The organism is Mesorhizobium sp. EU05-FHT14A09 (assembly GCF_058790995.1).
Window position 1 is genome coordinate 190157 of sequence record NZ_JBYTDF010000011.1, and the last position, 21894, is coordinate 212050.

General features: G+C 64.8%; 19 protein-coding genes and 1 riboswitch. Of the genes, 9 read left to right on the plus strand and 10 right to left on the minus strand.

Annotation, left to right across the window (positions count from 1 at the left end; translation table 11 throughout):
- Positions 1–148: 148 nt before the first annotated feature.
- Complete coding sequence (locus tag AC3WTO_RS27405; protein ID WP_492463945.1) at positions 149–1243, minus strand: 2'-deoxycytidine 5'-triphosphate deaminase; 1095 nt, start codon at positions 1241–1243, stop codon at positions 149–151.
- Between the two features lie 108 nt (positions 1244–1351).
- Positions 1352–1429: riboswitch (SAM riboswitch) on the plus strand.
- A gap of 82 nt (positions 1430–1511) precedes the next feature.
- Here AC3WTO_RS27405 and AC3WTO_RS27410 point away from each other — a divergent pair.
- Positions 1512–2699 carry an O-succinylhomoserine sulfhydrylase gene (locus AC3WTO_RS27410; protein WP_492463944.1) on the plus strand — a complete coding sequence of 396 codons (1188 nt, stop codon included), beginning with the start codon at positions 1512–1514 and terminating at the stop codon, positions 2697–2699.
- Between the two features lie 352 nt (positions 2700–3051).
- Here AC3WTO_RS27410 and AC3WTO_RS27415 read toward each other — a convergent pair whose 3' ends face one another.
- Together AC3WTO_RS27415 and AC3WTO_RS27420 are read right to left on the minus strand one after the other, a co-directional pair.
- Entirely contained in the window at positions 3052–3375 is a 324-nt protein-coding gene (locus AC3WTO_RS27415) for an MmcQ/YjbR family DNA-binding protein (protein ID WP_492463943.1), read from the minus strand.
- 61 nt (positions 3376–3436) lie between these two features.
- The gene (locus tag AC3WTO_RS27420; protein WP_492463942.1) at positions 3437–4588 is read right to left on the minus strand and encodes a ceramide glucosyltransferase; all 1152 of its coding nucleotides are present in this window, start codon (positions 4586–4588) and stop codon (positions 3437–3439) included.
- Positions 4589–4779: 191 nt separating this feature from the next.
- Here AC3WTO_RS27420 and apaG point away from each other — a divergent pair, with 191 nt between their 5' ends.
- The gene (gene apaG, locus AC3WTO_RS27425; protein WP_492463941.1) at positions 4780–5172 is read left to right on the plus strand and encodes a Co2+/Mg2+ efflux protein ApaG; all 393 of its coding nucleotides are present in this window, start codon (positions 4780–4782) and stop codon (positions 5170–5172) included.
- 228 nt (positions 5173–5400) lie between these two features.
- Here the strand turns inward: apaG and AC3WTO_RS27430 are convergent, their stop codons facing one another.
- Positions 5401–6870: an MFS transporter gene (locus tag AC3WTO_RS27430; RefSeq protein WP_492463940.1), complete on the minus strand. Its 1470-nt coding sequence runs from the start codon at positions 6868–6870 to the stop codon at positions 5401–5403.
- Between the two features lie 90 nt (positions 6871–6960).
- On the opposite strand from AC3WTO_RS27430, the gene AC3WTO_RS27435 reads away from it, so the two are divergent.
- Entirely contained in the window at positions 6961–7512 is a 552-nt protein-coding gene (locus tag AC3WTO_RS27435) for a TetR/AcrR family transcriptional regulator (RefSeq protein ID WP_492463939.1), read from the plus strand.
- Positions 7513–7705: 193 nt separating this feature from the next.
- Here the strand turns inward: AC3WTO_RS27435 and AC3WTO_RS27440 are convergent, their stop codons facing one another.
- Together AC3WTO_RS27440 and AC3WTO_RS27445 are read right to left on the minus strand one after the other, a co-directional pair.
- Positions 7706–8122: a hypothetical protein gene (locus AC3WTO_RS27440; protein ID WP_492463938.1), complete on the minus strand. Its 417-nt coding sequence runs from the start codon at positions 8120–8122 to the stop codon at positions 7706–7708.
- 131 nt (positions 8123–8253) lie between these two features.
- Positions 8254–9048: a helix-turn-helix domain-containing protein gene (locus tag AC3WTO_RS27445; protein WP_492463937.1), complete on the minus strand. Its 795-nt coding sequence runs from the start codon at positions 9046–9048 to the stop codon at positions 8254–8256.
- 156 nt (positions 9049–9204) lie between these two features.
- Between AC3WTO_RS27445 and AC3WTO_RS27450 the strand changes: the two genes are divergently transcribed.
- The 3 genes from AC3WTO_RS27450 (at position 9205) to AC3WTO_RS27460 (ending at position 13412) form a co-directional block, all read left to right on the plus strand.
- Complete coding sequence (locus AC3WTO_RS27450) at positions 9205–10767, plus strand: ABC transporter substrate-binding protein (protein ID WP_492463936.1); 1563 nt, start codon at positions 9205–9207, stop codon at positions 10765–10767.
- Between the two features lie 75 nt (positions 10768–10842).
- Positions 10843–12840: a CocE/NonD family hydrolase gene (locus AC3WTO_RS27455; protein ID WP_492463935.1), complete on the plus strand. Its 1998-nt coding sequence runs from the start codon at positions 10843–10845 to the stop codon at positions 12838–12840.
- A gap of 185 nt (positions 12841–13025) precedes the next feature.
- On the plus strand, positions 13026–13412 hold the full coding sequence (locus tag AC3WTO_RS27460; protein WP_492463934.1) for an RcnB family protein: 387 nt from the start codon (positions 13026–13028) through the stop codon (positions 13410–13412).
- Positions 13413–13507: 95 nt separating this feature from the next.
- On the opposite strand, the gene AC3WTO_RS27465 is transcribed toward AC3WTO_RS27460, so the two are convergent.
- The 3 genes from AC3WTO_RS27465 to AC3WTO_RS27475 all read right to left on the minus strand — a co-directional run bounded on the left by AC3WTO_RS27465 (position 13508) and on the right by AC3WTO_RS27475 (position 16919).
- Positions 13508–14524: an Hsp33 family molecular chaperone gene (locus AC3WTO_RS27465; protein WP_492463933.1), complete on the minus strand. Its 1017-nt coding sequence runs from the start codon at positions 14522–14524 to the stop codon at positions 13508–13510.
- A gap of 274 nt (positions 14525–14798) precedes the next feature.
- Positions 14799–15710 (minus strand): ornithine carbamoyltransferase, encoded by a 912-nt coding sequence (argF, locus tag AC3WTO_RS27470; protein WP_492463932.1) that lies wholly within the window; start codon positions 15708–15710, stop codon positions 14799–14801.
- Between the two features lie 12 nt (positions 15711–15722).
- Positions 15723–16919: an aspartate aminotransferase family protein gene (locus AC3WTO_RS27475; protein ID WP_492463931.1), complete on the minus strand. Its 1197-nt coding sequence runs from the start codon at positions 16917–16919 to the stop codon at positions 15723–15725.
- A 369-nt stretch (positions 16920–17288) separates the two neighbouring features.
- On the opposite strand from AC3WTO_RS27475, the gene AC3WTO_RS27480 reads away from it, so the two are divergent.
- Both AC3WTO_RS27480 and AC3WTO_RS27485 read left to right on the plus strand, forming a co-directional pair.
- Positions 17289–17822, plus strand: a complete 534-nt coding sequence (locus tag AC3WTO_RS27480) for a GcrA family cell cycle regulator (protein ID WP_492463930.1) — start codon at positions 17289–17291, stop codon at positions 17820–17822.
- 115 nt (positions 17823–17937) lie between these two features.
- Positions 17938–19077, plus strand: coding sequence for an FAD-dependent oxidoreductase (locus tag AC3WTO_RS27485; RefSeq protein ID WP_492463929.1), 1140 nt, complete (start codon positions 17938–17940; stop codon positions 19075–19077).
- 82 nt (positions 19078–19159) lie between these two features.
- Here the strand turns inward: AC3WTO_RS27485 and AC3WTO_RS27490 are convergent, their stop codons facing one another.
- The gene (locus AC3WTO_RS27490) at positions 19160–20602 is read right to left on the minus strand and encodes an MFS transporter (RefSeq protein WP_492463927.1); all 1443 of its coding nucleotides are present in this window, start codon (positions 20600–20602) and stop codon (positions 19160–19162) included.
- A gap of 123 nt (positions 20603–20725) precedes the next feature.
- Between AC3WTO_RS27490 and AC3WTO_RS27495 the strand changes: the two genes are divergently transcribed.
- Positions 20726–21616 (plus strand): LysR family transcriptional regulator, encoded by an 891-nt coding sequence (locus AC3WTO_RS27495; protein ID WP_492463926.1) that lies wholly within the window; start codon positions 20726–20728, stop codon positions 21614–21616.
- The last annotated feature ends 278 nt before the right edge of the window (positions 21617–21894 follow it).

Sequence of the window (21894 nt, forward strand, 5' to 3'; positions counted from 1 at the left end):
CGGCAGTCGGCAGTCGGCAGTCGGCAGTCGGCAGTCGGCAGTCAAGACAGCTCGTTTCCTGCGTCGGCAATGGCAATGACCAATCTAACGAACGGACGGCTATTGTTCAGTAACCGACTGCCGACTGCCTACTCCCGACTGCCTACCCCTACCTCGCTGCCCGAAAATGCTTCGACAGCTTCAGGCCCTGCGCCTGGTAGTTGGAGCCAAGGTCGGTGCCGTAGAGCGCGCCCGGCCGCTTCAGCATGTGCTCGTAGACCAACCGTCCGACGATCTGGCCATGGTCGAGGATGAACGGCACTTCGTGGCTGCGCACCTCCAGCACCGCGCGGCTGCCGGTGCCGCCGGCGGCGGAGTGGCCGAAGCCGGGGTCGAAGAAACCGGCGTAATGCACACGGAATTCGCCGACCAGCGGATCGAACGGCGTCATCTCGGCAGCGTAGAGCGGCGGCACATGCACCGCCTCCTGGCTGACGAGGATGTAGAACTCGTCCGGATCGAGCACCAGTTCGCCGGCGCCGCTGCGATAAAGCGGCTCCCAGAAATCGACGATGTCCTGGGCGGCGCGCTTGTCGACGTCGACCAGCCCGGTGTGATGCTTGCCGCGATAGCCGACCAGCCCGTCCTTGTCACCGGCAAGATCGATCGACAGCGCGATGCCGCCATTGGAGATGTTGGGCGGATCGATCGCCACCAGCGTCTCGGCGCGGTGCAGCGTGTGCAGTTCCTCTTCCGACAACAGCGCATTGCCGGTGCGGAAACGGATCTGCGACAGGCGCGAGCCGGTGCGAACCACGATCGGGAACGTGCGCGGGCTGACTTCGAGATAGAGCTGGCCGCGATAGCCGGCGGCGATCTTGTCGAATTCCTGGCCATGGTCGGTCATGACGCGGGTGAAGATGTCGAGCCGGCCGGTCGAGCTCTTCGGATTGGTCGAGGCGGAAATGTCGCCCGGCAGTTCCAGGCTTTCCAGCAGCGGCACGATGTAGACGCAGCCCGTCTCCAGCACCGCGCCATCGGCAAGGTTGATCTCGTGCAGCTTCAGCCGGTCGAGCTTGGCTTCCACGGTGCTGTTGGGACCGGGCAGGAAGCTGGCGCGCACACGATAGGCTTTTTCGCCCAAGCGAAGGTCGAGGCTCGCCGGCTGGATCTGGTCGGCATCGAGCGCTCGCGGCGACTTCAGGCTGCCTGCCTGGAACAGCGCCGCGATATCCTGATCGGGAAGAATGCCTGTCTTGCGCAAAGCCCACTCCACAACTGGGACAACTCCACAGATGGCTCAAGCCAGCCAGCCATCCATGCTCTTAATGAAGCCGGCAATTGACGCAAGTCGCCCCCGGGTCTAAAGGGAGCTTTATCCCGTGGTGATTTGGCCGGTCGGCTTGCAGCCACGTTAAACAAGTCGCTAAAGGACCGCAGGGCCCGACAAAGCCCCTATGGACCGGTTGCGACGTCGCGGCCGGTTTTTTTGTGCCTGCCAGTCATATGGCAGCCAGTGTCGGAACGGAACGATGACCGAAAAAAAGCGCAACTGGAAACCCGCAACCCAGCTCGTCCACGCAGGCACCCTGCGATCGGGCTTCGGCGAGATGTCGGAAGCGATGTTCCTGACGCAGGGCTACCACTATGACAGCGCCGAGCGTGCCGAGGCCCGTTTCAAGGGCGAAGAGCCGGGCTTCATCTATTCGCGCTACGCCAACCCGACCGTCGACATGTTCGAAAAGCGCATGTGCGCGCTGGAAGGCGCCGAGGACGCGCGTGCCACCGCTTCCGGCATGGCCGCGGTGACGGCAGCCGTGCTGTGCAGCCTCAAGGCAGGCGACCACATCATCGCCGCGCGCGCGCTGTTCGGCTCCTGTCGCTGGGTGGTCGAGACGCTGGCGCCGAAATACGGCATCGAGGCGACGCTGGTCGACGGCACCGAGATCGGCAACTGGGAAGCGGCGGTGCGGCCGAACACCAAGCTGTTCTTCCTGGAAAGCCCGACCAACCCGACGCTGGAGGTGGTCGACATCGCCGCCGTCGCAAGCCTCGCCAATTCGATCGGCGCCAGGCTGGTGGTGGACAATGTCTTCGCCACGCCGCTGCAGCAGAAGCCGCTGGAACTCGGCGCGCACATCGTCGTCTATTCGGCCACCAAGCATATCGACGGACAGGGCCGTTGCCTCGGCGGCATCGTGCTGTCCGACAAGAAGTGGATCGACGAGAACCTGCACGACTACTTCCGCCACACCGGCCCCAGCCTGTCGCCCTTCAACGCCTGGGTGCTGCTGAAGGGGCTGGAAACGCTGCCGCTGCGTGTGCGCCAGCAGACCGAGGCCGCGGCGAAGATCGCCGACTTCCTCGCCGACCATCCGAAGGTCGGACGCCTGATCTATCCCGGCCGCGCCGACCATCCACAGGCCGACATCATCAGGAAGCAGATGACCGGCGGCTCGACGCTGATCTGCTTCGACCTCAAGGGCGGCAAGAAATCGGCCTTCGCCTTCGAGAATGCGCTCGACGTGGTGCTGATCTCCAACAATCTGGGCGACGCCAAGAGCCTGATCACCCATCCGGCGACGACCACGCACAAGAACCTGACCGACGAGGCCCGCGCCGAACTCGGCATCGGCGACGGCACGCTGCGCCTGTCGCTCGGCCTCGAAGACACCGACGACCTGCTCGAGGATATCGAACAGGCGCTGGCGAAGGCGTAAGGTCCAAGAAAAGGCCCGTCCCTGGAGGCGGGCCTTGGTTTCTCTTTGCCGGAGGACAGTCCGTACTGGTCGGTCACCATCTATGGCTGACCTTGCCTCGGCGCGCTCATCCCGATCGGCGTTCCGGAATGGATCCCCGACACTCTCTGGTCGCTTCGCTCCCTGCGAGGTCGAGGATGACGGGCTTCATTTCCTGCCAGCGCTAATTGTCACCATCGCCTCCACACTGGTGGTTAGCGGAGGCGAAAAGGGAACTCCGCCATCCTCGACCTCGCGAGCGACCGCAGGGAGCGGAGAGTGTCGGGGATCCATTCCGGAACGCCGGAGAAAACGCGAAAAGTCGACTGGCCGCTTACCGCAGCGTCTTCGGCGCGACAGAGCGCCAGCTCATCGTCATGGCGTGGCGGACGGTTTCTTCGTCCGCCTGTTCCAGCCGGACCTGCGTCCAGCCCTTCTGGCCCCAGGAGCCGGGGATCGGCTCGAACTGACCAGCCGACGTCTCCATCAGCAGTCGCTGCTCATCCGGCGACAGCTTGATGACCGCGCGGCTGTCCTTCGGACGCAGCGTGGCGAAGATCTTGCCGCGGACACGGAAATCGGTGACGTCGAAATGGCTGCTTTGCTCCGCTCCGGGGAAACCGAGCGCGATCTGGCAATAGCGATCCTCGGACAGCATGTCCAACCTCCCCTCCGCAGACCATCATGCCGCAAACCGATCGGCGGCGATACGACGGAGATCAGGCGCCCGACAGAACCTCGTCGGCCTCTTCGGACTTGGTGGAGATGTTCATGGTGTTGCCGCGCCAGTCGATGGCGCCGCCGAGCCAGCCGCGCAGCCAGATGGCCGGCACCATGATGTCGCGCACCACCATGGCCGGGATCAGACGCGGCGAGGCATACCAGCCCTTGGCCAGCGCCAGCGCGTATTCCGGAAGGTAGATGGCGGCAAGCACCAGCAACGCTGTCGAGAACATGTCGGCGTCGGAGCTGGCGGCGGCAATCAGCGCAAACAGCAGCGGCATCGCCGCGCCGACGAACAGCTCCGGCGCGAAGAACAAGGGGAAGGTGACGCGGCGCAGCCTCGCCCAGCGAGCCTGGCGCGACCACACGGCTTCGACCTTGCGGTGCCCGAGCGGCTGCTCGAACGGTGACGCCACCAGATGCACCTTGAGGCCAAGACCATTGACCAGCTTGGTGGCGGCGGCGTCCTCGGCGATCTCGGCGGCCAGCGCCCGGATGCCGCCATTGGCATCGAGCAGCGGCTTCGACCACAGCATGCTCTTGCCCTGCGCGAAGCCGAGACCGGCGGCCGCCCCGGTATACTGCCAGCGCGCCTGCAGCGTGTTGAGGAAGGCACATTCCACCTCGGCCCAGAAACCGTCCGGACGCGACCCGACCGGCGTCGAGCAGACGAGGCCGCTGTCGGGACGCCAGGCCTGCATCATGTGCTGGATGTAGTCGCGCGGCATCAGCACGTTGGAATCGGCCAGGATCACCCAGTCGTGACGGGCTGCCTCCCAGCCTTTCACACAGTTGTTCAGCTTGGGATTGCCGCTGATGCGGTCGTCGCCGAACAGCAGGCGAGCCGGCACGTCGGGAAAACGCGCCATGGTGGTGCGGATGGCCAGCGCGACAGGATCGTCGGTGTGGGCAACGCAGAAGATCAGCTCATAGTCCGGCCAGTCGAGCCGGAAGGCGCGTTCCAGGGTTTCGGCGGTAAATGGCTCGACACCCCGCGCGGGTATGACGATGGAGACCGGCGGGGCATCGCCACGCGGCGGCGCAACGGTGCGGCGCCGCTCCAGCTGGGACCAGGCCAGTCCTATGGAAACGAAATTGGTGAGAATCAGGGCGGCGGAGAAGGATGCGGCTGCGACTGTCAGGTCCATGAGGTCAGGTCACTCCCGGAAACGCGGCCTGAAAGCCTTGCAATCTGGTGTCCGGGAATCATCACGGGACCGGACACGATCGGCGCACACCATCACCGTTTCATGTCGTGCACATGACAGAAGGTTGACCATGACAGCCCGCGGGCTGAAACTCGCAACTGTCTTTGGTATCGAGTCGCATCAGGTTTCTCATGTACAGCGCAGTCACCCGCAACATCGTGGTCGAGGTGGAACCCTTCTACCTCGAGGACCGCTCGGACCCCGACGAGGGTCGTTATGTGTGGGGTTACCGGGTGACGATCGACAACCGCTCGGACGACGCCGTGCAGTTGCTGTCGCGCTACTGGCACATCACCGACGGCCAGGGACAGGTGGAAGAAGTGCGTGGGCCGGGAGTCGTCGGCGAAAAGCCGGAACTGAACCCCGGCGACACCTACCAATACACGTCAGGCTGCCCGCTTTCGACGCCGTCCGGCATCATGGTCGGGCATTACACGATGCGCAATGCGCACGGCGAGCAGTTCGACATCGCCATCCCGGCGTTCTCGCTCGATCTGCCGAACGCCAGGCGCGTGGTGAATTGAGGGAGATCCTTCTCCCCGTTCACGGGGAGAAGGTGGCCCAAAGGGCCGGATGAGGGGCAGCATCAAGTCGACGAAAGCGGGCTCCTGCCCCTCACTGCCCTGCCGGGCCGGCCCTTCGCCATCGCTCCGGGCGTTCATCACTCGAAAAGCCAAGTCGTTGGCTTTTCGTCCGCTTCGCGGAACGCTGTTCACCCCCGTAAACGGGGCGAGAAACGCAGCTTCGATGCCTCACGCCGTCGCCGTCCGCCGCCAGATCACCAGGCTGACAAGAACCAGCAGCGTGGCGGCGGCGGCGATGACGCCGAAGAAGGCCTGGTCGAAGGCAGCCCCTGCCAGCGTGGTCAGCGTCTGCGCTTCGGCCGGCGCCAGCCGCTCGGCGACAAGCAACGCTTCATCGAGGCTGTCGCCCGCCTGCGCGGCAATGCCTTGCGGCAGCACCATGGCATAGGTGTAGAGCCCCGACATCAACGAGCCGAGGAAGGCGATGCCGAGCGCGCCGCCAAGCTCGAAGGACACCTCCTCGATGGAGGCCGCCATGCCGGCGCGTTCTTCCGGTGCCGACAGCATGATGACGCTGGAGGCCGCCGTCATGGCCGCGCCGAAGCCGAAGCCCATCAGCGACAGCGTGCCCAGCCACAGGAAGGTCGCGCCCTGGTAGGTCAGCAGATAGGCGACGAGCATCGCCCCGGCCAGCAGCAGCGAGGACCACAGCACGCGCACGGCACCGACACGCGGCAGGGCCAGGCCGGTGAGAGGGCCGGCAATGAAGGCGGCGAGCGGGATCGGCAGGATGATCAGGCCGGCCTGCAGCGGCGAGAGACCAAGCACCAGCTGCAGGCGCTGGCTGAACACAAGCTCGACGCCGATCAGGGCCGCCGACGCGACCATGGCGGTGGCAACACCGGCCGAGAAGCGCGGATCGGCAAAGAGCGAGAAGTCGATCAGCGGGGTCCGGCTGGCGAGCTGGCGGCGCACGAAGACGATCATGGCAACGAGACCGACGGCAAAGGCGAGCGCGGCGATGGCCCATGACGGATCGCGCTTGGCGAGCTCCTTGATGGCATAGGTCAGGCCGACCAGGCCGACCATGATCTGGATCGAGCCGACCAGGTCCCAGGGATGGCTGCTGTTGCCTGGCCGGTTGGGCAGCAGGGTCGCGCCGGCCAGCAATGCAATGAGCACCACCGGCACATTGATCAGGAAGACCGAACCCCACCAGAAATGCTCCAGCAGCGCGCCGCCGACCACCGGACCGAAAGCGGCGCCGCCCGAGGCGACGGCCGCCCAGACGCCGATGGCAAAGGCGCGTTCCTTCTCGTCGGTGAAGGTCAGCCGGATCAGCGACAGGGTGGCCGGCATCATCATGGCGGCACCCAGGGCGAGCAGCGCCCGCGCCGCGATCAGCCATGCCGAGGTCGGGGAGAAGGCGGCGCCGAGCGAGGCGAGGCCGAACACGACGATGCCGGCCAGGAACATGCGCTTGTGGCCGAGCCGATCGCCCAGCGTGCCGACACCCGGCAGCAGGCCGGCGACCACCAGCGGATAGGCGTTGACGATCCAGAGCTTTTCCGTCGCCGTCGCCCTGAGATCGTGCGTCAGCGTGGGGAGTGCGGTGTAGAGCACCGTCATGTCGATGACGATCAGAAACAGCGCGCTCGACACGATGGCCAGAACCAGCCAGCGGTTGGACGGGGACATGATGGCTTCCTTCAGTATACGTTCAATCGCGGCCTTGAACGGCCACAGCCATGCATATAAATACGATCGTATTGAAATGGAAGGGGTCAGATGTCAGGAAGACCGCGCAGCATCGACCGCGACAAGGTGCTCGACGCCGCCGAGACGGTGGTGACCGAACTCGGCGCATCGGGGCTGAGCTTCGACGCGGTGGCGAAAGCCGCCGGCATCACCAAGAGCGGCGTGCAATATTGCTTCGGCACCAAGGACAATCTGATCCGTGCGATGATCGCGCGCTGGGCGGATGCCTATGAAACCAAGGTCGTGGAAGAAGCCGGGCCCAATCCGTCGGCGCAGGCGATGATCCGGGCGCATCTTTCGGTGACGCGCGACGAGGATGAGGAAGAGCACTCGCGCTCCGCCGTCATGATGACGGCGCTGCTGAAAGCACCCGAGCGGGTTGCGGAAAGCCGGGAGTGGTACAACGGCTTCCTCGGACGGCTCGACCTGTCCAGGCCGGCGGACCGCCAGATCGCCGTCGCCTTCCTGGCCGGCGAAGGCGCCTTCCTGCTCAGGGCGCTCGGCCTGATCAACCTGAAGGAAGCCGACTGGCACGCGCTGTTCACGGATATGCTGACGCTGATGCAGGACGGCGGGAAGTGAGCGGGCTGCCCCCTTCTCCCCTTGTGGGAGAAGGGGGATCGGCGCGCAGCGCCGAGACGGATGAGGGGTGCTGGAAGAAACGAGGCGGATCGAAACTAGGCGCGGATCGTTTGGAGAGCCGCGCTCCGTCCAACACCCCTCATCCGCCCTTCGGGCACCTTCTCCCACAAGGGGAGAAGGCAGGAGCGCAACCTTAGCCCGCAGCGTCCGCGATGAGGCGGCAGATGGAGTCGCGGGTGACGCCTTCGGGAGCGATCTGGCCGGCCTGCACCATGAACACCACATCGATCTTGCTGCCCTTGCCGGACTTGCGCACGACCACGCGCAGCGTCTGCTCGCGGCCGGAGCCGGAGGTTTCCTGTTTGGCGGTCAGCGAGCCCATCGCCTTGTCGACCTTGATGTTCTCGAAGCCCTCGGCCAGCATGGCGCGATGGGCATTGTCCAGCGCCTTCTTGGCGTCGGTTTTCGGCAGGACGCCGGAGCTCTTGTAGCTGACGGCCGTTATCGACGGCACGCCCACGACCTTGAAATTCTTCTGGCAGGACTGGGCGCTGGCTGCGGAGACCGCCAGCAGGGAAGCCGCCGCGGCTATGAAAATCTTGCTGATCATGAAAAACCTGTGCCTGAAAATTGCTCTGTTTCTGCCGGCCTCGCTTCCGGCAGCCCACAGCAATAGTCGGCTGGCCGGCAACATGCCAGCGAGACGATGCACTAGTGACCGCTGGCCAGGGCGTCACCGCCTCACAATGACGTGGTGGCGGCCGTGAAGGGCTGGGTGTCGGCCAGGAAAGACGCAACCGCCGACGGCAGGCTGGCGGAGGTCGGCGCATAGACGCTGCAGGCGGACAGCAGGTTGCGTTTGTTCGCGGTGGTGCCGAGATGACGCCAGATGGTGCGGGTTGCGTAGGGCATGTTGTTGTTGCGCCAGGAGATGCCCATGGTCAGGCCGCGAAGATAGCGGCGCTGGTGCAGTTCGAACGGCATCAGGATCGTCTGCCCGAACGTCGGCGCTTCGCCTCGGGTCAGTTCGGTCAGGAAGATGCGCTGGCGCTGGTAGGCGGCGAGGCCGACATAGCGCGAACGCTGGGAAATGCCACGCTCGGGATCGAAGATGCGCTCCAGCGTCGTGACGACAACCTGGCCGTCCCTCTCACGCATATGGGCACAGGAGCACACGACTTGGCCCGGCCAGGAAAGCGATACGTGCCAGGTCTGGTAGAAGCCGAGATGCGGCCGCAGCGCCCGCAGGTCGCCGGGAAAGGCGTCGTCCAACGGCCCGGCGTCCATGGCCGGGCGGCTCTTCTGCGTCAGCTTTCGCTGGAAGGCCGAGAGGGGCAGGTCGAAATCTGACGGATCGAGCCCGAAGGCGGCGGCGATCCGCAGCCGGTTGTGCGCCGAGGGCAAAGTGCCGGCATTGAGATAGCGGTTGAACTGCTGCCTGTTGACGCCGATGACGCGGCACAGGTCGGAAATCGAGCGCCGGGTGCTGCACGCGAATTTGAGGTTGGCTGTGAAGTTAAGCGAGGCGTCGTGCATCCGTGGGTGTCTTGCGAGATGGGGTCGGAATTAACCGCCAGCTAACAGTGTAAACTCGCTTAAAGCAGCGTCAACGCGCGAAATTGCACAGACCTCGGCGCAGATCATTATCGCTGCCGAGCGCCATTTCCGGCGGCTCCAATAAATGGGGACCCAATGATCAAGCTCGGCAACACGTTGAACCTCTCGCGCCGCACCTTCCTTCAGGGCGGCACGCTGCTTGGCCTGTCGGCCGCGGCCGGGACCTTTGCACTGCCGGCGATGGCCGAGGAGCCGGTGCGCGGCGGCACGTTGCGCATGGGCCTCGAGGGCGGCGCTTCCGCCGATGCGCTCGACCCGGCGCTGGCATCGGCAAGCGTGCTGTTCGTGATCGCGCATTGCTGGGGCGACACGCTGGTCGAGTCCGATCCCAAGACCGGCGCGGCCGTGCCCTCGCTGGCGGAATCCTGGTCGCCTTCGCCGGATGCGAAAGTGTGGACCTTCAAGATCCGCAAGGACGTGCGTTTCCATGACGGCAAGGCGCTGACGGTCGCCGACGCCGTTGCCACGCTGCAGCGCCATGCCGGTCCCAAGTCGCAATCGGGCGCGCTCGGCCTTCTGACCGGCATCGACAGGATCGAGGACAAGGCCGGCAACCTGGTCATCACGCTGAAGGAAGGCAATGCCGACCTGCCGCTGGTGCTGACCGACTATCATCTGCAGATCCAGCCGAATGGCGGCAACGACAACCCCAGCGCGGCGGTCGGCACCGGCCCGTACAAACTGGTGAAGTTCGAGCCGGGCATACGCACCGCCTTCGAACGCAACAAGGATGACTGGCGCCAGGACCGCGGTTATGTCGATGCCGTCGAGATTACCGTGATGAACGACCTGACGGCGCGTATCAACGCGTTGCGCTCAGGACAGGTCGACTTCATCAATGTCGTGCAGCCGAAGGTCGTGCCGCTGCTGAAGCGGCTGCCGGAGGTCGAGATCCTGCGCACGCCGAGCAAGGGTTTCTACGCCTTCCTCATGCATTGCGACACCGCGCCTTTCGACAACAGCGACCTGCGCATGGCCCTGAAACTGGCGATCGACCGCGAGGCGATCCTCAAGCAGGTGGTGGGCGGCTTCGGCACCATCGGCAACGACTATCCGATCAATGGCAGCTACGCGCTGGCACCGACCGACATCGAACAGCGCCAATACGATCCGGACAAGGCGGCGTTCCACTACAAGAAGTCCGGGCATGACGGGCCGATCCTGCTGCGCACCTCGGATGCCGCCTTCCCCGGCGCGGTCGATGCCGCACAGCTTTTCCAGATCAGCGCGGCCAAGGCCGGCATCAAGCTCGACGTGCAGCGCGAGCCGAGCGACGGCTATTGGACGGAAGTGTGGAACAAGAAGCCGTTCTGCGCCTCCTATTGGGGCGGACGTCCGACGCAGGATGCGCGCTATTCCACCTCCTATGTGTCGAATGCGGAATGGAACGACACCCGCTTCAAGCGTCCCGATTTCGACAAGCTGGTCGCCGAGGCGCGTGGCGAGCTCGACGAGACCAAGCGCCGCGCCCTCTACCGCCAGATGGCGGTGACGGTGCACGACGAAGGCGGCCTGATCCTGCCGGTGTTCAACGATTACCTGAACGCCTCGTCGAAGAAACTGAAGGGTTTCGTCGACGACATCGGCAATGACCTCTCCAACGGCCGTATCGCCAGCCGGGTCTGGCTCCAAGGCTGAGACCGGACTGATCTTCCTGCGTAATAACAATGGCGGTGCGCGCCGCGTACCGCCGGCACTTTCATGGTTGGTTGCATGTCGAATAAGAACTTTCATGTCATCGAGAACGAGTGGATCGTCCTCAAGGACGGCACGCGGCTGGCCGCGCGCATCTGGATGCCGGACGAAGCCGGCAAGGCTGCGCCGGTGCCTGCCGTGCTGGAATTCCTGCCTTATCGCAAGCGCAACGGCACCGCGCCGCGGGACGAATCCAACTATCCCGCCTTCGCTGCCGCCGGCATCGCCGGCGTGCGCGTCGATATCCGCGGCAGCGGCGAGTCCGACGGCGTCATCGACGGCGAATACACGCCGCGCGAACTGTCCGATGCCATCGAGGTGATCGACTGGATCACAGCCCAGCCGTGGTCGAACGGCAGCGTCGGCATGATGGGCATTTCCTGGGGCGGCTTCAACTGCCTGCAGGTGGCGGCGCTGAAGCCGCCTGCCTTGAAGGCGGTGATCTCCATCGCCTCCACCGTCGATCGCTACAATGACGATATCCACTACAAGAACGGCACGCATCTGTCGGCGCAGCTTTCCTGGGCGGCGACGATGAGCGCCTACCAGTCGCGCTCGCCCGACCCCGAGATCGTCGGCGAGCGCTGGCGCGCCATGTGGCTGGAGCGGCTGGAACAGGAGCCCTTCTTCATGGAGGAATGGCTGTCGCACCAGCGCCGCGACGACTTCTGGAAGCATGGCTCGATCGGCGAGGATTTCGACGGCTTCCCGGTTCCGGCGCTGGTGATCTCCGGCTGGGCCGACGGCTACCGCAACACGCCGCTGAAAGCCGTGGCCGGCATGCCCGCCAAGGCCAAGGCGCTGGTCGGGCCGTGGGTGCACAAATATCCGCATTTCGCCTATCCGAAGCCGCGCGCCGATTTCCATGCCGAAGCAGTCGCCTGGTGGCGCCGCTGGCTGTGCGGCGAGCACAACGGCACTGATGCCGTGCCGCAGGTGCGCGCCTACATCCTCGACGGCCCGCGTCCGGCGCGCTGGCGCGAGGCGGATCCCGGCTTCTGGATCGCCAAGGATGCATGGAGCGAGCCCGAAACCATGACGCTGGCAATCGGTGCCGGCGGGCGGCTGGAGCACGATCCGGCGCAGCGTACCGGCGGCAATGCCCTGCTCAACTCGCCACTGGACACCGGGACGGCAGCCGGCGAATTCTTCACCCTCAAGCCGGACACGGAAATGGCGGGCGACCAGCGCCTTGACGACGCCGGTTCGCTGACATTCGAGACCGAGGTCCTGACGCAGGAATGCGTCATCCTCGGCCAGCCGGTGCTGAAGCTCAGGCTGTCCAGCGACGCACCGCTTGCCAACCTGGCCGCGCGGCTGGTGGACGTGCATGCCGACGGCACCGCCACCCGCGTCTCCTTCGGCGTGCTCAATCTCGCGCATCGCGACGGCAACGCCGAACCGAAGGCGTTGCAGCCCGGCGAAACGGTCGAGGTGGAGCTGGTGCTCGACGCCTGCGGCTACCGGTTCGGACCGGGACATCGCATCCGGCTGTCGCTGTCGAGCGCCTATTGGCCGATGATCCTGCCGCCGCCTTACGACGCCACGCTGGATATCGGCCTTTCATCCATCGAACTGAGCCTGCCGCTGCTTGGCGAACACCGCCGCATCGATGTGCCGGAGCCGGCCAATCCCGATCCGCTGCCGCGCTATGAAACGCTCGAACAAGGCTCGGCCGGCCGCGTCGTCGAGCGCGACATGCTGAACGGCGTCACCCGCTACCGGGTCCGCGAGGACACCGGCCTCAACCGTCATCCCGGCAACGGGCTGAGCGCTCGTGACACCACCGAACAGGTCTGGTCGATCGTGCCGGGAGATCCGCTGTCGATGACGGCCGAAATCACCATGCAAAGCCTTGTTGCCCGCGAGGGCTGGGAAACCCGGACCCGCAGCGTCATCAGGCTGTCCTGCACCGAAACGGAGTGGATCACCTCCGAGCACATGCAGGCCATGCATGACGGCACCATCGTGTTCGAACGCGAGCGCAGCGCACGCATCCCACGCGATCACATGTGAAGGATGCTTCCGGCTTTCCGTGCTGTCCCCGGCCAGTGCGGAAAGCCGCTTTGCGAAAACCGGTCCATTCGCAATGCATAATATAACGTGCTGAATTCATTACATAATTGTAATGTCACCATTCAGTTTTGGTTCATGTTTCGAGCCCTAATCCTCCTTGTGTGAACACATGAGGAGTCACACAGATGAAACGTCTTCTTCTCTCCGGTCTGGCGGTTTCGATGCTTGCGGCATCGAGCCTGCAGGGCCTTGCCGCGCCGATCGCGGTTCCCAGCGCTCCGGACTCGAACGTGATCTCGGCGCAGTACCGGGAACCGGTCCGGAAAGACCACCGCGTCGTCAACGAACGCGTCATCGTCAAGAAACAGGTCATCACCAAGCAGGTGGTCAAGCACCGCTGGAAGAACGGCCAGCGCTACGACAGCTGGCGCGGCGCGAAGGGCATGAAGGACTACAGCCGCTATGGCCTGCACCGTCCCGGCCCCGGTCAGCATTGGGTGCGTGCCGGCAACGACTATCTGCTGGTCGGCATCGCCACCGGCGTGATCGCAAGTGTGATCGCCGCGCGATAACCGCAGCACTGCCTCCCAGCAAAAAAGGCGACCCTCGAGGGTCGCCTTTTCTGTATCGGTCGGTCCGCGCAGCACGAGCGCGGAGCCATCCGTCGTCATTCGACGGCCGTGAAGTTGGCCGGATCGAACTCGTAGCGTGTCGAGCAGAACTCACATTCGACGCGGATGTGCCCCTCTTCCGTGCTGTCCTTGATCTCCTGGGCGGTGAAGCCTTCAAGAATGCCGCGGATCTTGTCGGACGAGCAGGAGCACTGATCGGCGACGCGGACCTCGTCGAACACGCGCACGCCATGCTCGTGGAACAGGCGGTAAAGCAGCCGCTCGGTGCCGACCGTCGGGTCGATCAGTTCGGCCGGCTCGACGGTTGCCAGAAGCGCCAGCAATTCCTGCCAGGAATTGTCGATCGGATCGAGCACGGCCTCGGCGGTGTCACCGTCGCCACCCGGAAGGTCCGGCACGCGCATGCGTTCCGGCGCCTCGGGCAGGAACTGCGCGAGCAGACCACCGGCGCGCCATTGCTTGCGCCCGCCCGGCAGCACCATCTGGGCGACGGCCAGTCGCAGGTCGGTCGGGATCTGCTCCGACTGCCTGAAATAGGTGCGCGCGGCCTCTTCCAGCGAGGTCTTGTCGAGCTGGACGATGCCCTGGTAACGCTGCGTGTAGGCGCCCTGGTCGATGGTGAGCGCGAGCACACCGGAACCCAGCAGGGCCTCGGCCGTCACGTCGCCGGCAGCGGTCGCCGCCGCCAGCTTGTCGGCGTCGAAGCGGGCATAGGCGCGCAGCGCATTCGGCGTCGAGAAATCGGCGACCAGCATATCCACCGGCCCGTCGGTGCGGGTCTGCAGGATGAACTTGCCTTCGAACTTCAGCGAGGTGCCGAGCAGCACGGTGACGACGCAGGCTTCCGCCAGCAGACGGGCGACCGGCTCCGGGTAATCATGGCGCGACAGGATGGCGTCGAGCATCGGCCCGAGCTGCACGGCGCGGCCGCGCACGTCGAGCGGGCCAACCTCGAACGGCACGACATGGTCGTCGCCGGCATGGCCGAATTCACCGAGTTTGAGCCCCGTTTCAGTCATTCCGTGTTCAGTCAAAATGGTCGTATCCAACATGACAAAGTCTCCCGGCGCGGCACAACCGCCCTTTTTGGAGCATGCCTTCCAGCGCCAACAATTTGCGTGATGCCCGGGAGATAGGCATCACACTGCGTCGTATCAAGTCGCAGGCCCTGATCGCAAAACCGTGGACACTTTTGCGGGGCCTGCTGCGAGCAATTCCAAGAAAAGTGCGTAGCGGTTTTCCGTCCGGAATTGCACAAAAACAAAAGTTAGAGCGTTTCCGTGTTTCCGTGAAAAACGGAAACGCTCTGGTATCAAGCCGCAGCGATCACGCGCCGAGGCACCAGGCCAGCACGGCCTTCTGCGCATGCAGCCGGTTCTCGGCCTCGTCGAACACCACGGAGTGCGGGCCGTCGATCACCTCGTCGGTCACTTCCTCGCCGCGATGCGCCGGCAGGCAGTGCATGAACAAGGCATCGGGCTTGGCCTTGGCCATCAGCGCGGCGTTGACCTGGTAGGGCACGAACACGTTGTGGCCGCGCGCGCGATGCTCCTGGCCCATCGAGACCCAGGTATCGGTGACGACGCAGTCGACCTGGTCGACGGCTTCCTCGGCCGAACGGGTGAAGCGGATCTTGCCGCCATGCCCCTTGGCCCAGTCGACGAATTTCTGCTCCGGCTCGCTGCCTTCCGGCACCGCGACGTTCAGGTTGAACGCAAAACGCGCCGAGGCCTCGACCAGCGAATGCAGCACGTTGTTGCCGTCGCCGGTCCAGGCGAAGGTTTTGCCGGCCACCGGCCCACGATGTTCCTCGTAGGTCATGATGTCGGCCATCAGCTGGCACGGATGGGTGTCGTCGGTCAGGCCGTTGATGACCGGGACCGTGGCGCTCTCGGTCAGCTCGAGCAGGCGGCTGTGCGCGGTGGTGCGGATCATGATCGCATCGACGTAACGCGACAGCACCTTGGCGGTGTCGGCGATGGATTCCGAACGGCCGAGCTGCATCTCGGTGCCGGTCAGCATGATCGTCTCGCCGCCGAGCTGACGCATGCCGACATCGAAGGAGATGCGGGTGCGCGTCGAGGGCTTGTCGAAGATCATGGCCAGCACCTTGCCGTCGAGCGGCTTCGAGCGCTCGCCGGCCTTGAGGCGGGCCTTGCGCGCCGACGCATCGTCGAGCATGGCGCGCAGGTCGGTCGCGGAAACGGTGGACAGATCGGTGAAGTGACGAAGGCTCATACTATCGTCCGGTCACTTCGCCGCGGCCGCGACGGCTTGCGACAGGCCCTTCGCGGCGGCACGCAGACGCTTGAGGCATTCGCGGATATCGTCTTCGGTGGCGGTGAGCGGCGGCAGCAGGCGGATGACGTTGTCGCCGGCCGGCACCGCCAGCAGCTGCTGGTCGCGCAGGGCGCCGTTGACCGTGCCGTTGGGCATGGCGCATTTGATGCCGAGCATCAACCCGTCGCCACGCGCGCTTTCGATGACGTCCGGGAACTCGTCGGCCACGGCCGCCAGCCCCTGCTTGAACAGCAGCGCCTTGCGGCCGACCTCTTCGAGGAAGCCGTCTTCCAGCACGACGTCGAGCACGGCGTTGCCGACAGCCATGGCGAGCGGATTGCCGCCGAAAGTGGTGCCGTGCACGCCCGCGGTCATGCCGCGCGCGGCGTCGTCGGTGGCCAGGCAGGCGCCCATCGGGAAGCCGCCGCCAATGCCCTTGGCGATCGCCATCAGGTCCGGCGTCACGCCTGCCCATTCATGCGCGAACAGCTTGCCGGTACGGCCGATGCCGCACTGGACTTCGTCGAAGATCAAAAGCAGGCCGTGCTTGTCGCACAGCTGGCGCAGCCGCTTCAGCGACTGCAGCGGGAACGGACGGATGCCGCCCTCGCCCTGCAGCGGCTCGAGCAGGATCGCCGCGGTTTCCGGCGTGATCGCCTTTTCGGCGGCTTCGATGTCGTCGAACGGCACCTGGTCGAAACCATCGACCTTGGGGCCGAAACCTTCCAGATATTTTGCCTGTCCGCCGGCAGCGATGGTCGCCAGCGTGCGGCCGTGGAAGGCGCCCTCGAAGGTGATGACGCGGAAGCGCTCGGGATGGCCGGTGACGAACTGGTAGCGACGCGCGGTCTTGATCGCGCATTCCAGCGCCTCGGCGCCCGAATTGGTGAAGAACACCTTGTCGGCGAAGGTCGACTCGACCAGGCGTTCGCCAAGGCGGCGCTGTCCGGGAATCTCATAGAGATTGGAGACGTGCCACAGCTTGTCGGCCTGGTCCTTCAGTGCCGCCACCAGGTGCGGATGACCGTGGCCCAGCGAATTGACGGCAATGCCGGCAGCAAAATCGAGATATCGGTCGCCCTTTTCCGTCACCAGCCAGGAACCTTCTCCTCGCTCGAAAGCCAGGGGTGCGCGGGCAAAGGTCTCGTAAAGCGCCGAACCGCTCATTATATGCTGCTCCGGTACTGAAAAAATAAAAGCCGCCCAAGCGGCGGCTACCGGCAGCTTATCGTGTTTTTCGGCCATGAAGTCAACGAAAAGCTCTTTTACAGCACCGCCTGGACCAACCTGTTCCGGCTAGCGGAATTTTGAATGTCGAAACCGCTGGCACAGGCAAGTTGGGGAAAACTGCGAAATCCGATTCGTGTTGCATCCGGGACTCTTGTCACCGAGTCAGCGCATCGGTAATTGTGAATGAGAAATAGCTAGATTTCGTACGGCGGATCCAATCACCCCAGATATGTGGTGCCCGCCCGGCGCGAGCCGGAACGATTTTGGATTCCGAAACCACCGGACGGTTCAAAGGAGCGCGGTCTTATGAACTGGACTGACGAGCGAGTAGAACTCTTGAGGAAACTGTGGTCGGAGGGTCTGAGCGCAAGCCAGATCGCGGCACAGCTCGGCGGGGTCAGCCGCAATGCGGTCATTGGCAAGGTACACCGGCTGAAGCTGTCCGGTCGTGGCCGCACGACGGCGGCACCTGCACGCCAGAAGAAGGCACCGGCTGCCAACAGCGGCGCCTCGGCGTCGAAGTCGACGACACGCGCCGCCGCCAGCACCAGCCATCGCCATGTCACCGCATCGGTTGGCGCGACCGCGCTGCAGGTGCAGTTTGATGCCGAGCCGGTGGCGCGCCACTATCTGCGCCCGGTCGAAAACGTGGTGGTGCCGATCTCGCGGCGCCTGCAGCTCACCGAGCTGACCGAACGCACCTGCAAGTGGCCCAACGGCGACCCGCTGACCGAAGAGTTCCACTTCTGCGGCAACGACGCCGGCGAAAGCGGCCCGTACTGCACCTATCATTCCCGCATCGCCTTCCAGCCGGCCTCGGAGCGCCGCCGGGTGCGCTGATTTTGAGGCAATAGGCAGTCGGCAGTAGAGAAACGACAAAGGGCAGCAGGCGATTTCGCCGCTGCCCTTTTTCATTGCCCACTGCCTACTGCCTTAGTTAATACAGGAGCCGCTCGTGAGCAGAACGACCCAACTTGCGGTGATCGGACGGGGCCTGATCGGCTCTGCCGCCGCGCGCCACCTGTCGAAGATGGGGCACGACGTTGCACTGATCGGACCGGATGAACCGGCCGATCTTGCGCGCCATGATGGCGTCTTCGGCAGCCATTATGATGAAGGCCGGATCACGCGGCGGCTGGATCATGATCCCTTCTGGCTGCAGATGAACTGCGCTGCGCTGTCGCGTTATGACGAAATTGCCGCGGAAAGCGACGTGGCCTTCTATCACCAGGCCGGGGCCTTGCATGTCGGCCTCGCCGAGGACCCCGACGTCACGTCGATCGGCGACATCGCCGCCGCGGCCGGAATTGCCTGCGAGGCCTATGGCGGCACCACACTGACGGAACGCTTTCCCTTCCTGAAATCGACGACCGGCATGCTGGGATTTTTCGAACCCCGGGATGCCGGATACATCAGCCCGCGCCGCCTGGTCCGGGCGCAGACGATCGCGGCCGAACGCGCGGGGGCGAGGATCGTAAACGAAGCCGTCCTCGGGATTTCCGAACATGGTTCGGGTGTGACGATCCGCACGCGAGCGGGCGATCTCGATGCCGAGCGTGTTCTCGTCGCCGCGGGCGGGCACACCCAGTCGCTGCTCGGCAGGTCGTTCGGCGCGACCGTCTATGGGCGAACGGTGGCCTTGTTCAGGCTTGACGCGGCCGAGGTCCAGCGCCTCGCCGGCATGCCGTCCATACTCTGCATCGGCCCCAAGGGCGACGATCCCTATATCCTGCCGCCGGTGCTCTATCCCGACGGCCACTACTGGCTGAAGCTCGGCGGCGATCCGGTCGATGTCGTGCTCGAAGACGAGGCGGAGATCAGGGACTGGTTCCGCTCGGGCGGATCGCTACCCGTGGCCGACCGGCTCGAGACGCAGATCATCGAGCGCATTAGCGACCTCACATTCGAGGAACGCCGCGTGGTGCCCTGCATGACCACTTACGGCAAGACGGGACTGCCCCACATCGGTCCGCTTTCCGATCGCGTGGCGGTCGCCTTCTGCTGCTATGGCCGGAGCGCGAAATGTTCGGACGAGCTCGGCCGTCTGGGTGGCATGGCCCTGCTCGGCGAAACCCGGGCGGAGCTCGTGCCCTGAAGGTAGGGGAGTAAGGCAGTAGGGGAATGAAAAAGGGCAGCGGCGAAATCGCCTGCTGCCCAATGCCTTATCCCCTACTGCCCTACTGCCCCCGATGCCGGCGGAAATTCAACGCCACCACGATCATCAGCACGATGCCGAGGCAGATGAGAAGGATTGCATCGCGCAGGCCTTGCGCCGTCGCCGCCAGGCGCAGCGCGCCGGCGAGGTCGCCGACCGGCGCGTTGGCGACGGGCACGAGCATCGCCAGCCCGAGCGCATAGCCGATCTGTTGCGCGGTTGAAGCGAGACCCGAGGCGATGCCCTGTTCGCGTTGCAGGACATCGGTCGCCACCGCGGCGAACATGATGGTGAAGACGGCGCCCATGCCGAGGCTGAGGATCAGCAGCGACGGCAGCAGGGTCAGGAACATGCTGTCCGCGGTCAGCACGGCGCAGTACATCAGCGTCCCGGCCAGCCCGACGACCAGGCTGCCGATCAGCGATGTCCGCACGCCGAGGCGCGAAGCCAGCGTGCCGCCGATCGACGAGCCGACAAAGATCCCTGCATATGGCACGAGATAGGCAAGTCCGGTCTGCAGGGCGCTGTAGCGCAGCACGAGCTGGAAATGGATGGTCAGGAAATACAGCACCGAGCCGAAGGTGATCGCATAGAGCAGGATGGTGGCGATGCCTGCCGTCAGGTTGCGGTTCTTCAGCAGATGCAACGGCAGCAGCGGATCGCGGCTGCGATACTCGACGGCAACGAAAATGACGAACAGCACCGCTGCCGCGGCCAGGCTGGCCACGATCTGCATCGAAGCCCAGCCTGATTCCGGCCCCTGGACGAGCCCGAACACCAGCAGCGTTATCGCAGCCGTCGCGGTGGTGGCGCCGGGAAGATCGAAATGCCTGGCCTGCGCCGGATGCCGGTCCGGATGGATCAGCAGAAGCGACAGGGCGATGCCGACCAGCGACAGCGGCACAACCACGAAGAACACCGCGCGCCAGCCCCAGGTCTCGGTCAGCACGCCGCCAAGCAGGGCGCCGAGCGCCATGCCGCTGCCGCCGACGCCGGCCCAGATGGCGATGGCGCGATTGCGCTGCGGCCCCTCATGGAACAGCGTGTTGATCAGCGACAGCGTCGCCGGGAACAGGAAGGCACCGCCGATGCCCTGGACCGCGCGGGCGGCAAGCAGCACGGCGGAATTGCCGGCAAGCCCGCCGGCAAGGGAAGCGACGGCAAACAGCAGCAGGCCGAGCATGAACATGCGCCGCCGTCCAAGCAGGTCGCTGGCGCGCCCACCGAGCATGAGCAGCCCGCCATAAGGGACGACGAAGGCGCTGATGATCCATTGCTGCGACTGCGCCGAGAAGCCGAGGCTGCCGCCGATCTCGGGCAGCGCCACGAACACGATCGTATAGTCGATCGAGATGATCAGATGGGCGAAGGCAAGCAGCGCCATGACCGGAGCCGTATGGCTCCGTTCCGCGGCGAGGCCGCTCTTTTCCGGCGCAACCGCGTGCCTGGATGTGTCAGCCGACATGTCATGCTCCGTGCAGATGCATTTTGCCGACCGTTAACGCGGTGATCTTGCGCCTCACACCTAACAATTTCGCAGCGCCCCCCTACAATTCTGTATGCCGCCTTGCTGCTTTACGGAGATCATATGGATTGGGATGACCTGAAACTGGCGCTCGCCATCGCCCGGCATGGCTCGCTGACCGCGGCGGCGCGGGCCATCGGCGTCAGCCAGCCCACCGTCGGGCGCCGGCTGGAAAGCTTCGAGCGCAAGATCGGCGTCAACCTCTTCGACCGCAGCCTCGAAGGGTTGAAGCCGACGACGCTCGGCGCCGCGCTTTTCGACAGCCTGTCGCTGATGGAGGAAGGCGCGCTCTCCATCGAGCGGCGCATCGCTTCCCGCAACACCGGTCTCGAAGGCCCCATAGTGGTCACCAGCCTCGACTGGCTCGCCGATTTCCTGATCGCGCCGATCGTCGCAAGGTTCGCAGCGCTGCATCCGCTGGTGTCGGTCGAACTGCTCAACGACACGCGCGTCTTCAACCTGTCGCGCCATGAAGCCGACATCGCCTTCCGCTTCGGCAAGTTCGAGCAGGAAGACCTGGTCGTGCGCAAGGTGGCGGAGGTCGCCTACGGGCTCTACGCATCGCGCGCCTATCTCGAGCGCATGGGGCTGCCCGATATCGAAGCGGGCTGCCCCGAACACAGCATCGTCATGCTGCATCAGGCCGCCGGGCACGTCTGCTACCGGGATTGGCTGGCGGCGCTGGCGCCCAACGCCCAGGTGTTGATGCGCACGAATTCGGTCCAGTCGCATATCGCCACGGTGGAAGCCGGCATCGCCATGGGCGTGCTGCCGCGTTACGTGGCGGACCTAAAGGACGGCCTGGTCCGTATCGAGACCGGCCAGCCCGAGCCGGTGCAAAACGTGCAGATGGGAGTGCATGCCGAGATGCGCGACAATCCCCGCGTCCGCGCCCTGCTCGATTTTTCTGCTCGGGAATTCAAGCAGTTGTCCCAGGTGCTGGTTCCGGGGTGAAGGGGACGCAGGCGCCTCTTATCTCCCCCCTTGCGGGGGAGAAAGCGATTTCAGCATCTTAGCGAGCACGCCCGTCAGGGCGGCACAGCTAAATGCTAGAAATCGCAAGAGAGGGGATTTGTCGGCACGCCGCTCGCAGGCTGTTGTCCTCTGTCCCTCAAACACAAGCCCCTCAACTGAAAATCCTTTCTCCCCCGCAAGGGGACCGTTGCAAAATTAGGTGGTTGTGATTCCCTGCGTTGAGCAGGGGGATGTTTGCGATGGTTGTGAAGACGAGC

What these genes read in the sequence shown, in the direction of transcription:
- AC3WTO_RS27410 (WP_492463944.1), top strand. Translation starts at nt 1,512, where the DNA reads ATGACCGAAAAAAAGCGCAACTGGAAACCCGCAACCCAGCTCGTCCAC.
- AC3WTO_RS27415 (WP_492463943.1), bottom strand. Translation starts at nt 3,375, where the DNA reads ATGCTGTCCGAGGATCGCTATTGCCAGATCGCGCTCGGTTTCCCCGGA.
- AC3WTO_RS27420 (WP_492463942.1), bottom strand. Translation starts at nt 4,588, where the DNA reads ATGGACCTGACAGTCGCAGCCGCATCCTTCTCCGCCGCCCTGATTCTC.
- apaG (WP_492463941.1), top strand. Translation starts at nt 4,780, where the DNA reads ATGTACAGCGCAGTCACCCGCAACATCGTGGTCGAGGTGGAACCCTTC.
- AC3WTO_RS27430 (WP_492463940.1), bottom strand. Translation starts at nt 6,870, where the DNA reads ATGTCCCCGTCCAACCGCTGGCTGGTTCTGGCCATCGTGTCGAGCGCG.
- AC3WTO_RS27435 (WP_492463939.1), top strand. Translation starts at nt 6,961, where the DNA reads ATGTCAGGAAGACCGCGCAGCATCGACCGCGACAAGGTGCTCGACGCC.
- AC3WTO_RS27440 (WP_492463938.1), bottom strand. Translation starts at nt 8,122, where the DNA reads ATGATCAGCAAGATTTTCATAGCCGCGGCGGCTTCCCTGCTGGCGGTC.
- AC3WTO_RS27445 (WP_492463937.1), bottom strand. Translation starts at nt 9,048, where the DNA reads ATGCACGACGCCTCGCTTAACTTCACAGCCAACCTCAAATTCGCGTGC.
- AC3WTO_RS27450 (WP_492463936.1), top strand. Translation starts at nt 9,205, where the DNA reads ATGATCAAGCTCGGCAACACGTTGAACCTCTCGCGCCGCACCTTCCTT.
- AC3WTO_RS27455 (WP_492463935.1), top strand. Translation starts at nt 10,843, where the DNA reads ATGTCGAATAAGAACTTTCATGTCATCGAGAACGAGTGGATCGTCCTC.
- AC3WTO_RS27460 (WP_492463934.1), top strand. Translation starts at nt 13,026, where the DNA reads ATGAAACGTCTTCTTCTCTCCGGTCTGGCGGTTTCGATGCTTGCGGCA.
- AC3WTO_RS27465 (WP_492463933.1), bottom strand. Translation starts at nt 14,524, where the DNA reads ATGTTGGATACGACCATTTTGACTGAACACGGAATGACTGAAACGGGG.
- argF (WP_492463932.1), bottom strand. Translation starts at nt 15,710, where the DNA reads ATGAGCCTTCGTCACTTCACCGATCTGTCCACCGTTTCCGCGACCGAC.
- AC3WTO_RS27475 (WP_492463931.1), bottom strand. Translation starts at nt 16,919, where the DNA reads ATGAGCGGTTCGGCGCTTTACGAGACCTTTGCCCGCGCACCCCTGGCT.
- AC3WTO_RS27480 (WP_492463930.1), top strand. Translation starts at nt 17,289, where the DNA reads ATGAACTGGACTGACGAGCGAGTAGAACTCTTGAGGAAACTGTGGTCG.
- AC3WTO_RS27490 (WP_492463927.1), bottom strand. Translation starts at nt 20,602, where the DNA reads ATGTCGGCTGACACATCCAGGCACGCGGTTGCGCCGGAAAAGAGCGGC.
- AC3WTO_RS27495 (WP_492463926.1), top strand. Translation starts at nt 20,726, where the DNA reads ATGGATTGGGATGACCTGAAACTGGCGCTCGCCATCGCCCGGCATGGC.